Genomic DNA, 14,319 nt, shown 5'->3' with positions numbered 1-14,319 from the left:
CTTGACTACACTTAGAAATTAGCAACTGCATTGCTGTCCTTGAGCAAAATGATTATGAAGTTATCTTTAAAGCAACTGGCGGTTTATGTGTTTTTACTGGTGATTGGCGGTGGTGCAGGTTTGTTGGGCAGTCGCTATCTCCTGCCACAAAGTCGCTCCTTCCAACAGTTAAAAAATGTAACGATGGCTTTGCCACCAGAATCCGTAGTTCCGAATTCTCCTAACGGAGCAATTGGAGCTACTGGGGGCGATAACGTGAATTTTATTGCGACGGCAGTCCAAAAAGTTGGCCCGGCTGTAGTGCGAATTAATGCCACTCGCAAAGTAGCTAATCCTATCTCTGATGCATTGAAAAATCCCCTCTTGCGGCGATTCTTTGGAGAAGATGAGCAACCGATTCCCCAAGAACGTATTGAGCGCGGTACAGGATCGGGATTTATTTTGAGCGAAAATGGAGAATTGCTCACTAATGCTCATGTGGTAGCCGACACAGATACAGTACAAGTCACCCTCAAGGATGGTCGGACTTTAGAGGGGAAGGTCGTGGGAGTGGATTCTGTGACAGATGTGGCTGTGGTGAAAATAAAAGCCGATAATTTACCAACAGTAAAGCTGGGAAATTCACAAAACTTGATACCAGGACAATGGGCGATCGCTATTGGCAATCCTCTAGGTTTAGATAATACTGTCACTATCGGTATCATCAGCGCTACGGATCGCACTAGCACTCAAGTTGGTGTCCCAGATAAGCGAGTCAGCTTCATCCAAACTGATGCCGCAATTAACCCTGGTAATTCTGGTGGCCCCTTGTTAAACGCTCAAGGCGAAGTGATTGGTGTTAATACAGCAATTCGCGCTGATGCTCAAGGACTCGGTTTTGCCATCCCCATTGAAACCGCCGCCCGCATCGCCAATCAACTTTTTACCAAAGGGCGTGTGGTACATCCCTTTTTGGGTATTGACATGGCAGACCTTTCTCCAAGCAGAAAACAGCAGATTAATCAAGAAAATCAACTGAATATTCAGCAAGACGCTGGGATTGTGATTAAAGGAGTCACAGACGATTCCCCAGCCAAGCGTGGAGGACTGCTTCCTGGAGATGTGATTCAAAAAGTTAACGGTAAACCAGTCAAAACCTCAGCCCAAGTTCAGAAGCTGGTAGAGTCCAGCCAAGTTGGCGACGTTTTAGCGATCGAAGTCAACCGTAGCGGTAAAATTCAAACCTTTAAAGTCCAATCAGGAGCTTATCCTGAAAAGAAGTAGTCAGAATAATTCGTAATTGATAATGACGCTCTCTACGAGACGCTAAAAGCGTAGCTTGCTTAAGAGTAAGAGGACTCAGTACCGCTGCGAATACAGTAATTCGTAGTTGCAATACGCTCACGGACTCGTTAACGCTGTGCTATCAGTGGAAGTTTGAACTCTCCACTGTTTTGTTGAACACTGAATTTTTACAGTGTGGGTTGCTGTACCCTTATTAATTACGAATTACGAATTACGAATTATTTGGTCAATAGTCCCAGAATGTTTGACTATTGACTATTGATTATTGACCATTAGACAAATGCTCTAACTGCATTCTCTGCTCCATCTGGCGCAGAAAATACCCCGTCATCATGGCCGACGCTAGAAGTCCAGCTAAGTTATCCCGATCTGTTGTGATTTGCACGTTGAAATTTTCTGCTGGGAGCATTCCTACTAGCCCTTGGACATTTTGCGAGATGATTTGTTTAATTTCGGGGCTGGCGGACTGAGCAATCCTAGCTAAAACATCAGGAGACTGATGCTGTAAATATTTGAGTAACTGATTAGGGTATTCCTCAGAGTGGTCGGAAAGAAGTTGATTAGGGTGTTCCTCGGAGTTGTCATTCAAAAAGTCAGGATTAAACACCATTGGCAGTTTTATTTAGCTTAATTGCTAACTCTACTTTAAACCATAGTACAAGGGTAGCGCATTCATCATTGGTATAAGTCAATAGGAGGGGAATGGGGAATGGGGCATTGGGCATTGGGAAAGAGGAGACAGGAGTTATTTAATTTTGAATTTTGAATTTTGAATTGATTTGTCTCCCTGATCTCCTTCATCTTCCCATGCCCCATGCCCCATGCCCCCTTCCCTACTCCTCACTCCCCACTCCCTTTAGTTCTAGTTCTAGTTCTAGTTGTTCTTCCTTTTGTGTGGTGGCAAGTATTTGGGGGAGTTGTTCGATTTGGAAATACTGATGAAATTTTGGGGTTACTTGGAGTGAGTAGGAACGAGAATCGCTGTCTCGGCGTTTGCGGATGAAACCAAGTTCTACGAGTTCTGGAACGTGCTGATATACTCCTGAACCTCGCAGGTTAATCAAGTCACTTTGGAGTATGGGACTATTAAGGGCGATCGCAGCTAAAGTCCGTAATGCACCTACACCCAATTCTACTGGTATCATCGTTTGCACTAAATCATGAAAATCAGACCGTAGTTGCAAACTATAACCATCTGGAGTTTCTATGACCTCTAGGGCGCTATCTCGGTGGGCATAGTTGTCCATGAGTTCAATTATGCCTTCTTTGACACTGGCGCGATCGCACGCGGCATACTCGGCGATTTCGCCGAGCGACAAGGGTTTACCTTTTAAATAAAGAATTGCTTCTATCTTCGTCGCTGTGGCTGTAATCATTTAGTTATTAGTCATTGGTCATTAGTCATTGGTCATTAGTACATGACAACTAACAATCAACAAGTGTGTGGCATTATATCGTAAATTGTCAAAATATTGATACTCTCTGGGAATGGGGCATTGGGCATGGGGCATTGGGCATGGCTCAAGAATCAATAGTTCTTCTTCCCCAATTCCCAATTCCCAATTCCCAATTCCCCATTCCTCAAAATCCTCTAGTTGTGAGAATAAATTCTGCGATCGCTAAATCTTGTGGAGTTGTCACTTTCAAATTTGTCTCCTCTCCCTCGACAATTCGCACTTCAATACCGCATTTTTCAAATAAAGCAGCGTCGTCAGTTACTTCCCAACCTTGACGGACTCCTTCAGCGTGGCACTGTTTCAATAACTTGACATTAAATCCTTGGGGAGTTTGTGCTGCCCACAATTTTTGTCTATCGGGTGTTTCTTGAATTATGCCTTGTTCATCGACAATTTTGATGGTGTCTTTGACGGGTACACCAGCAATTAAACCGGGACAGTGGCGAATGGCCTCGGCACAAGAGTTAAATAAATCTGGTGTGGCTAGGCATCTAGCGCCATCGTGAATCAACACTTGTTCTGCGGCTACTGGCAAGGATTGCAAGCCATTGTAAACAGATTCTTGGCGGGTGGAGCCACCTTGAATGAATTCTACTGGTTTAGTCAGCTTGAGATCGGCGAGAATTGCCTTGAAATCTGGCCAATCAGTCGGCTGAGAAATAATCCCGATCCAACTGATGGTAGTGGCGGCTTCTGCGGCTAATAGAGTCCAAGCAATAATTGGTTGCGATCGCACTTTCAGTAGGAGTTTATTGCGGTTACTCCCCATTCTTTTTCCGATGCCCGCAGCTGGAATTAGTAAATACACAGAATTCCTCAATCTTTAAGCTATATATTTTCCCCTAAAATAGGGAGCGAGTAAGCGTCAATAAATATTATGCGAGTAGTAGCCCTTGTACCTGGCGGAATTGGCGACCAAATTCTCTTCTTTCCGACTCTAGATGACCTGAAGCGCCATTACCCTAACGCTCAGATAGATGTCGTTGTTGAACCCCGGTCAAAGGCTGCCTACCGAGTGAGCAAGTCAGTTCACGAGGTGCTGAACTTTGATTTTCAAGACCGTAATAGTCTGGCAGATTGGGGTAACTTGATCGGCAACATTCGCGATCGCGAATACGATGTCGTCATTGCTGTTAAGCAAATTTGGTTGCTTGGTCTTTTGCTCTGGTTGACGGGAATTCCCATACGTATTGGCTACAAAGGCAAAGGTTCGGTTTTTCTGACCCACGCTGTGCCATTTAAACCATCCCAGTATGCGGCGGCAGTATATCACGATTTGCTGCAACCATTGGAAATAAATAGTCCTGTCCCAGAGTTAGCAGTAAATGTGCCCAAACCAGACATTGAGTGGGCACAAAAGGAACAAAAACGCTTAGGGGTGAATGAAACAGGCTATATCTTGATTCATGGCGGTTTTGGCCAGTTATCCCAGGCTAAAGAACAGGATAAAATTTACCCTGTCGAAAGTTGGCATCAAATTATTCAAGGCTTCCAAGATAAGCAGCCGGATTTGCCTGTGGTGGTGATTAAGGGAACTGACGATGAGCAGTTTGTGCGATCGCTTCTGGGGTCTTCTCCAGATATCAAGGTGACTTCTCCAGATGATATTGGCAAGTTAACTGCTATGATCGCCGGGGCAAATTTGATGTTGTCTACTGATAATGCGGCACTACAACTGAGTGTTGCAGTCCAAACTTATACCATCGCCCTATTTGGGCCTACCGATCCAGCTAAGTTGTTGCCGAAAAACGATAAATTCCTGGCCATTGCATCCCCCACGGGAAAAACGGCGGATGTTTCACCAAACGCCGTTTTAGAGAAAATCTGGGGTGGCTAAACCAGCACTTTGTCGCAATTTCTGCAATCAGTTTATTGGATATCCAATGTAGTTATGCGTTTGTAAATGACCGCAAGACCTGGTTGTGACAGCTAGATTTTGCGGTTATTTCAGTATTTAAAACCAGGCTCAAAGCCAATACGGTTGGGTTAAGGGTTATTGGTGTAGATAATTGGTCTTTGAAGACGCGATAAATCGCGTCTCTACAAAAAACAGATTTTTCTCAATGCTTTGTGCTTATTTGCGATCGCGCCTTCCCCGTCCACCTGCCCAAGGGGGTGGCCCTCCCGCATTGCGAATGCGAATAACTTCTCCGTTACTGCGAGTGATGCTAAAGGCATCAAAATCATAGTCGTCGTATTCTCCTACGACAGTTACTTTTTCACCCTGGCGCAAATTTAGCTGATGATGCCAACGTGGCCCGGCATCGACAATAATCTGTCCAGTGCCGTCCTCTAAGATAAATTCATTGCCAACAACACTGCGAATTTCACCAGAAACGCTGACTCCTGGATCGCGCTGCAAATCACGGATTGGGATCTGTGCTTGAGCGGTGGGAATAACTACCGCTAACAGTGCAGATGTAAAGGTCATAGCAACAGTGGATCTCATAAGAATTTATTGGTTTGAACTTCACTGCATAAACTGTAAATAGGAAGTATGACCAAAAAATGACCACAATTTATTCGGTTTTGTGCGTCAAAAGTCAATACAGTTCAAATAAGACCAAAACACTTGTAGAGACGGCGATTTATCGCGTCTTCTAGAGATGGCGATTTATCGCGTCTCGAAAACCCACAATTTTGTACAATTAGCCCTTAACCCAAGCGTATTGGGTCAAAAGTGGCAGGGTAATCTGAAAGGTTGAGCCTTGATCAAGAGTGCTGGTGACACTGATTTGTCCCCCGTGAACCTGAACAATTTGCTGGGCGATCGCTAATCCTAGTCCAAATCCACCAGATGTTCTAGAACGTTTGGGATCGGCTCGGTAGAATCTTTCAAATACATGAGGTAATGCATGGCTGGGAATGCCAATTCCAGTATCTTTTACTTGAATTAAGGCTTGTTCTAGCTGTCTAATTAGGCTCAGTTCAATGGTTCCACCAGCGGTTGTATAGCGACAGGCATTGCTGAGGAGATTAGCGATCGCCTGTTGTAACAAGTTTGCATCACCTTGAACTACAACAGGCGTATCGGGTAACTGGCTGGTGAGTTCTAAAGAATGGATTTTTGCCTGTGACAGCCATTCAGTAGACATACTCCCTAAAAGCTCTGTTAAATTCACCGATTCCATCGAGTCAGGAGCCAATAATCCTTCGTGTCGCGCCAGAAATAACAAATCACCCACCAATGTACTCATCTGTTTGGTAAGGCTGATAATCTTCTCAATGCGCTTTCGCAGTTTCATTGGTGAGTCGTCTAGCTCATCTAAATCCATTAGCCCAACTTGGGCATTGCTCATGATTGCTGCTAAGGGGGCCCGGAGTTCGTGAGAAGCATTGGCAGTAAATCGCTGGAGTTGATCGCAGACTATTTCTAAACGCTGATTGGTTTCTCGCAGATTGATTTCTCGGTTCGCTAACTCTCGCTCCAGTTGATAGAAAAGATGAACTGCAAACAAAGCTGCGATCGTCCCAAATACAACAGAAATACACAATATAATCCAGGTAATTTGCCGATAAAAATCTTGATGTTGTATGCGTTGTACTAATAATTCTTCCTCGGTTTGAGCGAAGCGATCTATTTGTTGACGCGCCTGATCCATCGTTAATTTCCCTTCTTCTAACCACTCATAAAGGGACGCTACGGGAACCAAGGTATCAGTTTGTCCACGAATTCGTTTCAGTTCTCGCTGTAAGGTTAATTTCTGCTGAAAGATTTCTAAATTATCATCAACCAGTGTGCGAATTTTTTGAATTTGCTGGGTTTGTTGGGCATTGTCTTGTACCAGTTTTTCTAATCGATTTAAGGATGGAGGAATAATTGTCTGAGCTTGCTTATAAGGAGCCAAAAATTCCTCCCGTTGAGTTAGCCCATAACCTCGAACTCCAGTTTCAGCATCAATCAAGGCGTTGAGAAGCTGTTTTGTTTCTAGGCGTACCGTTTGAGTATGCTGCACCCAGGTTTCATCTTCTACCAGACTGGCTTTTAGCCAAGCAAAGGCTGATAGAGCCATAAACAAGCAGGTTATGGGAATGGCAACGATCGCTGTTCCCCGTACTCGAATCGGCAGAGTTTGCCAGCGTTGATAGAGCCGTTGAACCCGATAAGCCATAGATTACCCCGCAGGAGGTTCTAAACGATAGCCAGTGCCATAAACGGTTTCAATCCAAGTTTCTACACCAATCTCGCGCAGTCGTTGACGCAAGCGTTTTACACGAGCAACTACGGCATTACTCTCAGGTTCTTGTCCCCATTCCCAGAGTGCCTGTTCGATCTGATCGTGGGTGAGAATTTGCCGAGGATGGCGCATCATGTACTCTAGTAATTGAAAATCTCGGCTTTTCAATTTCAAGCTACTGCTTCCCCATTCCAGGCGCATGGTGTCGAGATGGAGCGATAGCCCGTTGACTTGCAAAGCATCACCACACCACAGGGGCGATCGCCGTCGTAATGCCCGCACCCGTGCCAGTAATTCTTCAATATCCACAGGTTTGACAAGGTAATCATCGGCTCCGGCATCTAGCCCCATCACTTTATCGACAGTGGTATCTTTTGCCGTCAACATCAAGATAGGAGACGCTTTTCCTGCTTGACGATACTGTTTGCATAGGAAGATACCATCTTCATCAGGCAACATCCAGTCAAAAATCAGCAGATCGTAATCTTTTTCACCCATCAACCATTGGGCTGTTGCCCCATCTTCGACGGCATCCACAATATGCCCTGAACGAGCCAAGGCGTCATGGAGCGGTTCTATTTGCTCTGGATCGTCTTCTACTAGCAAAATTCGCATTGTTCAATTGCAGCTAGTTGGGAATGGGGAATGGGGAATGGGGAATTGGGTTTTAGCCTAGTTTGATTTTAGAGTGCCAACTTAACTTTCACGCAGCTAAAATATCTCAAAAAAAGCGTCATCTAATTCATAACCTAGCATTTGGGCCATGGATTTCAGGCGCGAGAGACTGGGGATGTCTTGCTGTTTGAGCCAATCACCTAAGACAAAGATTTTGTGCATCAAAAATATCTCTAAGGCTTCAGGATTGTACTGAATCCCTTCTTTGGAACTGAATTGGTGTGGTACTAGCATGGCGGCATAACGAGCAAATTCTCCAGCTTTCCAATCTAGTAAAAATGCTAACCAGGGGTATTTGGCATCTAGGCGCACAAACCACAGCCGGATTTCTGGAATTTCTGAGAGTTCCCGTGGATCGCCAGGTTCGAGATCGTAATTGATATCAAAGCGTAGTTGCTGTTCATGGGATGCAGCCCCATCTTGCAGCAGTTGTTCAATCACCGTTGACGCTGGAGATATATCCAGATTGTTAATCAGGTCATTATTGAGTGCGATCGCAATTGTCTTTGACTCAGCAGCCACTTTTTTTTGCTCAACTGTAGGATCGAGAATCTACAGTAGCAGCTTTCAGGGATTGACGCTAGATTGACCTTTAGGATCACAAAGTCTTGTTCACAAATCAATTAGTATTTACTGATACTTTTTTGCTGATAATTTGGTCAACCTATACAAGGTTTAGATTCAAGTCTGAACTGATCAAATTTCTTTGATACTTTGGCTTAATTTTTGCTGGTTATAACAAAATACATTCTAGTTCCTAGCATGGATATGAGACAATAGCGATTCCTGCGGCTGGCTACGCCTACGCCGCTCACTTTTCCGATTTTTAATAAAGTTAAATATTACTTTTGTTATTGTTATAATTACTCACATTTAACTAATAAATTACTACACGATTTACACGCTATGCCATTAGAATTAGCCTACTTGGGTAAGGCAACGCCTGCCCCAAGGTGGACATTTACAGCAATTTTAAGTTAAAGTTGTAATGAGTTTGTTTTAGATTAAGGTCTGAGAAAGTAGCCATCAACAAGCAAAAAAAATCATTATCGCCACCTATGACTTTTGCAACATCAAAAGCCAAAACACAAGCATAGGTAAAACAGCGGTGTGCAATATGATTGCATATATTAAATAACCAATAAACATTTATACGGGAAAATTCCCCCAATAGTTAACAAGCTGTAATATGCAAAAACAAACAATTACTACAAAACCAATTCGTTCCCTAGAAGATGCGCTTGAGCGCTGTCAAATTCTGGGTATGCGCGTCAGTCGTCAGCGTCGCTTTATTCTGGAACTACTTTGGCAGGCAAATGAACACCTTGCGGCAAGAGAGATTTACGATCGCTTGAATCAACAAGGCAAAGAGATCGGTCATACTTCTGTTTATCAAAACTTAGAAGCATTATCCAGTCAAGGCATCATTGAATGTATTGAACGCTGTGATGGGCGTTTGTACGGCAATATCAGTGACTCTCACAGTCATATAAATTGTGTGGATACAAATCAAATTCTTGATGTTCATGTGGAACTACCAGAAGATTTGATCCGCAAAATTGAAGAAGAAACAGGAGTGCAGATTACTGAATACAGTATTAACTTTTTTGGCTACCGGAATCCGCAAGAGGGATAGATAATGGGGAATGGGGCATGGGGCATGGGGAATGGGGAATGGGGAATGGGGAATGGGAGAAGAGTTTTTCCCCTCAGCAAGAGCAGCACCTCTCCCTATTTTCAATGCCCAATGCCCAATGCCCAATGCCCAATGCCCTATTCCCCAATAGCATTATTGCCAAAAACTGTCTCATCGTCGGCATCATCATCATATAAATCTATTGGTAAAATAGTTCCTTCGCAGCTTTCAATTAGTCCGATCGCAGGGGTTTTGCTCCAATTAACATCTGTGTTTGTCGCAATGTGGACGGTGTTTAAGAAGGGTTGCTGCGATCGCAAATTTTTCAGTTTTTGAAATGACTCTTTAGAGAACAAGGCACCATTATCGGTAGCTAATTTTTTGTGAGCCTCAGTCAGAATTGCGTCAAATAAACAGGCATTAGTAAGATTGGCAGAATTAAGATTTATCCCCATAAGGTTAGCCTGTTGCAGGTTTGCGCCTGCGAGATTTGCCTGTTGCAGGTTTGCGCCTGCGAGGTTTGCCTGTTGAAGGTTTGCGCCTGCGAGGTTTGCCTGTTGCAAATTAGCTCCAACCAAATTCGCCCCAATTAACTCCGCATTGGATAAGTTTGTTTGCTCAAGATTTACCCCAGTTAACATTACTTGCAGCAAAGAGGCTCCCGATAAATTCAGTCCAGCCAGAGACTTGATTCGGTTTGCAAAGGCGTTTTTGTGCAAAATGCTTGTTCTCGCAACCAGCGCACTTAAAGCCTCTGGATTGAATTCTGTTAAATTGAGTGGATTGCCACAAGGCCAAAAAGGGATTTTTGTTTCTCGGTAGCACGCACAAAGCAATAAAAACACATTTAGTCCCACAGCAGCATTCACTTGCTCAACATTCACCGGGTTTTGCAGTGTGTGGAAATGAGTCAAACCTTTGTGGGCTATTCCTTCGTCTAGCCAACGCCCTTGACAGTAAGCACGCCAAAAAGACAAAAGCCGTTGGAACAATACTTCAAAGGAAAATTTATGCTTTTGCTCTCGGCGTAAAATTGCAACTGCCAGTTCTTCAATTTCTTGGCTAAGTATCCCGTAACCTAGTAAATTGTAAATATGCTGGGCAACGCTACTAGGAGAATCAAGCATAAAAGCAAGGCTACCATAAGCCTCATCTTGGTACTGAGTTAAAAATTTAAGTTGGGCAGCAATGGCATCTGCACAAAGAGATTCTCCTAGCTTGAGATGCGAAAACTCAATTAAACTACTTTTGGCTGCGCTTTCTAAATCCCGAATTTTAAAATAAAACCCTGGTAGAGTATTAAACTCACTAGCCAAATTAATTTGATGACGTTGCGAGTGTAAAATTTTGAGAGCGATCGCTTGCATCTGCTCAAGTAAATCTTGGGGATGACGATTAGCGAGTAAATTAGCGATCGCTTCTGGAGTTCGGTGGATATGAGCCGATCCTGAACGCAGTAGCATCGTCTTGATCCCACCAGTTAGCGGATAACCCAATAACCATCGACTCAAGCGATGATAAATTTCCCATAACAGAGAAGACTTTGGAGCATTAGCAGCTAATTGCAATAGTTCATCATCTAGCAGTCCGTCGCGGTGTAAAATGCCCAATAAATGCAGCATTAAGGGTTGGCGGATCAGAGCAGATAATTCTCTTAACTTGGACTGGCTGGCAAATAAACCCGCCTGTTTTAACAATGTAAATAAATTTTGAGCGATCGCTAACGATTGCACTTTTGCCCATTGCTGAAACCATTGTTTGAGTTCATCCACATCGAAGGGCTGAATGATAATTCGCCTCAATGGCAACGGTATCTCTGGGGCGATTTCCTGTAATGTTGTTGACCGACTCGTTAACACAATTTTGTGTCTATGCTGAGATTGAAAATTCAGTAATTGCTGAATAAAAATGGCTTTTGCCCTGATACCCTGAGCAGAAGGGGGCAGTTCATCCAAACCATCGAGCAGCAAGAGACAAGGCAGATTTTCTTGCTCTAACCAAGTTGAAAGATTAACAGGAAAAGCAGAATTTAGGGTTTCGGTAAAAGTTTTGCCATATTTTACATCCCGTAACTTAATTAATACAGGCATCCAATTAGGGTACAACTCTTGTGCTACCTGTGCTGCCCAGAGTTGGCAAAAACTAGTTTTTCCATAACCAGGTTCCGACTCAATGACAGCGATCGTTTCTAAATCAGTTAGCTGTTGTTGCGCCCAAGTCTTTAAATCAACTGGTTTAACAGTTTTTTTATCTTGCTCATAAATATTTTCTTCTATTGGTAAGCCTTTTTGCGGCACATAGAGATCCTTAAGGGCAAAGGATTCTATGAGCAAAGGCATACTTAGATTTTTAATCAAACTTGCACGATAATGTTCTCGGTGCAAATCAATTTTTTCAGCGATTGTAGAACCCACTTCTGGAGTGATCAAGCTGGGAGATAATGAAATTCCCAAACGGAAAAATTTTTGCAGTTGGGCTAAAGGGGGAGCATTCTCGGTGACAACTACGAGTATTTCACCAGGAAGTGAGTTGACTAGACGCTGTATTAAAAGTTTAGCTTCAGGTTCCTCTGCACCATTGGCAACTAACCAAGCTATGGCAGCATTATTTATTTGTTGCACCAGTAATGAATCTGCAACCAAAGATAGTGCTTGTTCAGCTTGAGTATCAGTCAATCTACCTGGACTGAGAGTTTTCAGCAATCCTTGCAGTTGCGAATCTTGGAGGATGAGTTTACCCACGTCCTCTTGAAGTATTTGTGCTTGGATTGGTATACTTGCTCGGTCTAGCCACGGTCTTTGTAAGCTTACTTCTTGCTCTAAAATTGCTTGCAAAGCATGAAGATAGGCGATTTGAAACGCTAGCCATGTGCCTTCATTACGTTTTAACGGTTTTTTTTGGCTGAGACTACGCAACAGATTTTCTGTCAACTGGGAAATGAAACTGATTTCTTCCCAAACAATCCCTAAAGGCAGTTCTAAAACCTCTGCCAAGGTACAAATATCAAAAGGCATGAGGCTTTTGACTTCCATATCCTGAACAATCCGGTAGGCAATACCTGCCAATTGTCCCGCTGAAAATCCTCTGATTTGATTGATTGCGATATAGCGTTCCGCCAACCAGTGCCGAATACTCAAGTTCATCTAATTACACAGTGAAGGCTGCACAAGGCAATTATGATCCATTTATCAGTTTGCGAAAACAGGTGACAATGAGGAAGACAAAGTTTTGTATCAAAGCTGTTTTCTGATTGGTAAAAAACAGTGCTTGCGTAATTAAGTAGACTATGAGCGATCGCCATCTAAAATTACTGTTAATCGACCAAGACCCGATTTTTCGTCTGGGATTACGGGTAACTCTAGAAGCAATTCCTAACCTAGAAGTAATAGCAGTGGTAGAAACTGATACCGCTGCCTTGCAAATTTTAGCAGAAATTGCCCAAGAAGACCCCAACCAGCTAAATTTAGTAGTTTTGGAATTAGGTAATGGTCGCTCTAGCATCAGCCAACAACTAGGTTTACAATTCTGTCGGCAACTCAAAGCCTTATATCCCAACCTGCCAATTTTGCTCCTCAGTTCTGTGCAAGAACCAGGACTACTATTGGCTGCAAAATCTGTTGGTGTAAATGGCTACTGCCCCAAAGGTACACCACTTCCTGAATTAGTCGCCGCCATGCAAGAAGTTGTAGATGGTGGTTCCTATTGGTTTCGGGACACAGAAGCAATCACAACCTCACTCCCTAGTACAGACGCGATTAATCGCGTCTCTCCTCACTCCCCACTCCCTTTTTCTAAACTGCGAAATAATTTACGTTTGTCAGGAATTGGTTACATTGATGCTACCTTAGCCGCAGTCACAGCCCAATTACAAGTTCCTGGATTACCAGTATTAGATCGAGCAATTCTAGCGGGACGGCGGCGAGAACTGCTAGCAGCTCGTTGGTTGTTAAATCGGTTGTTGGTTTCATCACAAGAAAGGCAAGAGGAAGATATTCCGGTTGCTGAGGAGCCGCCTTTGACCCCTTCGTTGAGTAGTGCCATTCAGCAAAGGCAAATGTCACCTCTACTTAGTCCAGGAGCGCTACAATCTGCTTTGTTTGCGTCTTGCATTACCAAACTTCAATTTCCCTTACAAAACGTCACAGATGTAGCTTTAGAAATTGACATTTTTCGTGAAGAGAAAAAACGAGAATTACTTTATCTTATCCTGCAAAAATTGGCTGATCAGTTGGATGAACTGCGTGCTTCTCAAATTGAGATTAATCAATTATATGAAGTGAAATCTATCTTGTTGCGCGATTTATGGCAATCAGCAATTACAGATTTTTTTGGAAGGTTTTCTAGAATAAAAGTAGGTGATACAAACATAGAAATTGTTAATTTATTACTGCAAAATACAGAAGTAGTGCAAAGAGATATCCTCAATCAAATTCCGCTAGTTTGTGAGTTGTATTGTTATCTACTATTTCAAACAGAATTGTATATTGATAATGGCTCTTATCCCGCAGTGAGTCATGAAGCCAAGTCCCAAGCATTAATGATTTTAGAGAACTTGTTGATTCAGGTAGCTAATGGCGTAGTGCAACCACTACTCAACTCTTTAGCAGATGTAGAAACGATTAAGCAAAATTTATATAGTCGCCAATTTATTTCTACAAGAGAGATTGAACGGTTTAGAAACGATTTATCATGGAAATATCGGTTAAAAAATTATATAGATGAGCCAAAAGCAGTTTTTGAAAGCCGTTATGATCTATTTGTAATTGCACCTCGTGGTATTGCCAAGACTTCAGTTTATGCTCCTCGAAATCAGGAATTAGCCAAACTTTCTAATATTCCTTTAGTAGTGACATTATTTTTAGAATTTAGTGATGCGATCGCACCACGTTTAAAAACATTAGTAGCCTTTGTAGGTAGCGGTATAGTCTTCATTTTAACCCAAATAATTGGTAGGGGTTTAGGTTTAATCGGTCGTGGTATTCTTCAAGGTATTGGTAGTGTTTCGTTAATAGAAAAAAACTTTAGAAAAAATAGCGATCGGACGAAGTGAACAAGCCAGGAAGCAAAATGACCAATGACAAATGACAAA

General features: G+C 42.9%; 13 protein-coding genes. 5 read left to right on the top strand and 8 right to left on the bottom strand.

The window, feature by feature from the left end; all coding sequences use genetic code 11:
* The first annotated feature begins 54 nt into the window (after window positions 1-54).
* On the top strand, window positions 55-1,263 hold the full coding sequence (locus HUN01_RS27380; RefSeq protein ID WP_181928788.1) for an HhoA/HhoB/HtrA family serine endopeptidase: 1,209 nt from the start codon (window positions 55-57) through the stop codon (window positions 1,261-1,263).
* A 283-nt stretch (window positions 1,264-1,546) separates the two neighbouring features.
* Here the strand turns inward: HUN01_RS27380 and HUN01_RS27375 are convergent, their stop codons facing one another.
* From HUN01_RS27375 to ispD, 3 genes are all read right to left on the bottom strand, one after another.
* Window positions 1,547-1,894, bottom strand: coding sequence for a DUF760 domain-containing protein (locus HUN01_RS27375; RefSeq protein ID WP_094333219.1), 348 nt, complete (start codon window positions 1,892-1,894; stop codon window positions 1,547-1,549).
* A gap of 223 nt (window positions 1,895-2,117) precedes the next feature.
* Complete coding sequence (gene scpB / locus HUN01_RS27370; RefSeq protein ID WP_181928787.1) at window positions 2,118-2,660, bottom strand: SMC-Scp complex subunit ScpB; 543 nt, start codon at window positions 2,658-2,660, stop codon at window positions 2,118-2,120.
* A gap of 205 nt (window positions 2,661-2,865) precedes the next feature.
* The gene (ispD, locus tag HUN01_RS27365) at window positions 2,866-3,549 is read right to left on the bottom strand and encodes a 2-C-methyl-D-erythritol 4-phosphate cytidylyltransferase (RefSeq protein ID WP_181928786.1); all 684 of its coding nucleotides are present in this window, start codon (window positions 3,547-3,549) and stop codon (window positions 2,866-2,868) included.
* A 69-nt stretch (window positions 3,550-3,618) separates the two neighbouring features.
* On the opposite strand from ispD, the gene HUN01_RS27360 reads away from it, so the two are divergent.
* Window positions 3,619-4,578, top strand: coding sequence for a glycosyltransferase family 9 protein (locus HUN01_RS27360; protein ID WP_069072058.1), 960 nt, complete (start codon window positions 3,619-3,621; stop codon window positions 4,576-4,578).
* A gap of 237 nt (window positions 4,579-4,815) precedes the next feature.
* On the opposite strand, the gene HUN01_RS27355 is transcribed toward HUN01_RS27360, so the two are convergent.
* From HUN01_RS27355 to HUN01_RS27340, 4 genes are all read right to left on the bottom strand, one after another.
* Window positions 4,816-5,190: a DNA-binding protein gene (locus tag HUN01_RS27355; RefSeq protein WP_181928785.1), complete on the bottom strand. Its 375-nt coding sequence runs from the start codon at window positions 5,188-5,190 to the stop codon at window positions 4,816-4,818.
* A gap of 199 nt (window positions 5,191-5,389) precedes the next feature.
* Complete coding sequence (locus tag HUN01_RS27350) at window positions 5,390-6,853, bottom strand: sensor histidine kinase (protein WP_181928784.1); 1,464 nt, start codon at window positions 6,851-6,853, stop codon at window positions 5,390-5,392.
* A 3-nt stretch (window positions 6,854-6,856) separates the two neighbouring features.
* Complete coding sequence (gene rppA / locus HUN01_RS27345) at window positions 6,857-7,534, bottom strand: two-component system response regulator RppA (protein WP_181928783.1); 678 nt, start codon at window positions 7,532-7,534, stop codon at window positions 6,857-6,859.
* A 96-nt stretch (window positions 7,535-7,630) separates the two neighbouring features.
* Window positions 7,631-8,116 (bottom strand): CRR6 family NdhI maturation factor, encoded by a 486-nt coding sequence (locus HUN01_RS27340; RefSeq protein WP_181928782.1) that lies wholly within the window; start codon window positions 8,114-8,116, stop codon window positions 7,631-7,633.
* Window positions 8,117-8,783: 667 nt separating this feature from the next.
* Between HUN01_RS27340 and HUN01_RS27335 the strand changes: the two genes are divergently transcribed.
* Window positions 8,784-9,230, top strand: coding sequence for a Fur family transcriptional regulator (locus HUN01_RS27335; RefSeq protein WP_181928781.1), 447 nt, complete (start codon window positions 8,784-8,786; stop codon window positions 9,228-9,230).
* 10 nt (window positions 9,231-9,240) lie between these two features.
* Window positions 9,241-9,381: a histidine kinase gene (locus HUN01_RS27330; RefSeq protein ID WP_181928780.1), complete on the top strand. Its 141-nt coding sequence runs from the start codon at window positions 9,241-9,243 to the stop codon at window positions 9,379-9,381.
* Here the strand turns inward: HUN01_RS27330 and HUN01_RS27325 are convergent.
* The gene (locus HUN01_RS27325; RefSeq protein WP_181928779.1) at window positions 9,368-12,373 is read right to left on the bottom strand and encodes a pentapeptide repeat-containing protein; all 3,006 of its coding nucleotides are present in this window, start codon (window positions 12,371-12,373) and stop codon (window positions 9,368-9,370) included. The genes HUN01_RS27330 and HUN01_RS27325 overlap by 14 nt on opposite strands.
* A gap of 143 nt (window positions 12,374-12,516) precedes the next feature.
* Here HUN01_RS27325 and HUN01_RS27320 point away from each other — a divergent pair, with 143 nt between their 5' ends.
* Window positions 12,517-14,280: a DUF3685 domain-containing protein gene (locus HUN01_RS27320; RefSeq protein ID WP_181928778.1), complete on the top strand. Its 1,764-nt coding sequence runs from the start codon at window positions 12,517-12,519 to the stop codon at window positions 14,278-14,280.
* Window positions 14,281-14,319 lie beyond the last annotated feature (39 nt).

It is taken from the genome of Nostoc edaphicum CCNP1411, assembly GCF_014023275.1.
GTDB classification, from domain to species: domain Bacteria; phylum Cyanobacteriota; class Cyanobacteriia; order Cyanobacteriales; family Nostocaceae; genus Nostoc; species Nostoc edaphicum_A.
This window is presented reverse-complemented; position numbering and strand designations above follow the sequence as displayed.

Excerpts from the sequence above, each read along its gene's own strand:
- HUN01_RS27330 (WP_181928780.1), top strand. The coding sequence starts at position 9,241 with ATGGGGCATGGGGCATGGGGAATGGGGAATGGGGAATGGGGAATGGGA.
- rppA (WP_181928783.1), bottom strand. The coding sequence starts at position 7,534 with ATGCGAATTTTGCTAGTAGAAGACGATCCAGAGCAAATAGAACCGCTC.
- HUN01_RS27325 (WP_181928779.1), bottom strand. The coding sequence starts at position 12,373 with ATGAACTTGAGTATTCGGCACTGGTTGGCGGAACGCTATATCGCAATC.
- HUN01_RS27320 (WP_181928778.1), top strand. The coding sequence starts at position 12,517 with ATGAGCGATCGCCATCTAAAATTACTGTTAATCGACCAAGACCCGATT.
- HUN01_RS27380 (WP_181928788.1), top strand. The coding sequence starts at position 55 with ATGAAGTTATCTTTAAAGCAACTGGCGGTTTATGTGTTTTTACTGGTG.
- HUN01_RS27360 (WP_069072058.1), top strand. The coding sequence starts at position 3,619 with ATGCGAGTAGTAGCCCTTGTACCTGGCGGAATTGGCGACCAAATTCTC.
- scpB (WP_181928787.1), bottom strand. The coding sequence starts at position 2,660 with ATGATTACAGCCACAGCGACGAAGATAGAAGCAATTCTTTATTTAAAA.
- HUN01_RS27355 (WP_181928785.1), bottom strand. The coding sequence starts at position 5,190 with ATGAGATCCACTGTTGCTATGACCTTTACATCTGCACTGTTAGCGGTA.
- HUN01_RS27375 (WP_094333219.1), bottom strand. The coding sequence starts at position 1,894 with ATGGTGTTTAATCCTGACTTTTTGAATGACAACTCCGAGGAACACCCT.
- HUN01_RS27350 (WP_181928784.1), bottom strand. The coding sequence starts at position 6,853 with ATGGCTTATCGGGTTCAACGGCTCTATCAACGCTGGCAAACTCTGCCG.
- HUN01_RS27335 (WP_181928781.1), top strand. The coding sequence starts at position 8,784 with ATGCAAAAACAAACAATTACTACAAAACCAATTCGTTCCCTAGAAGAT.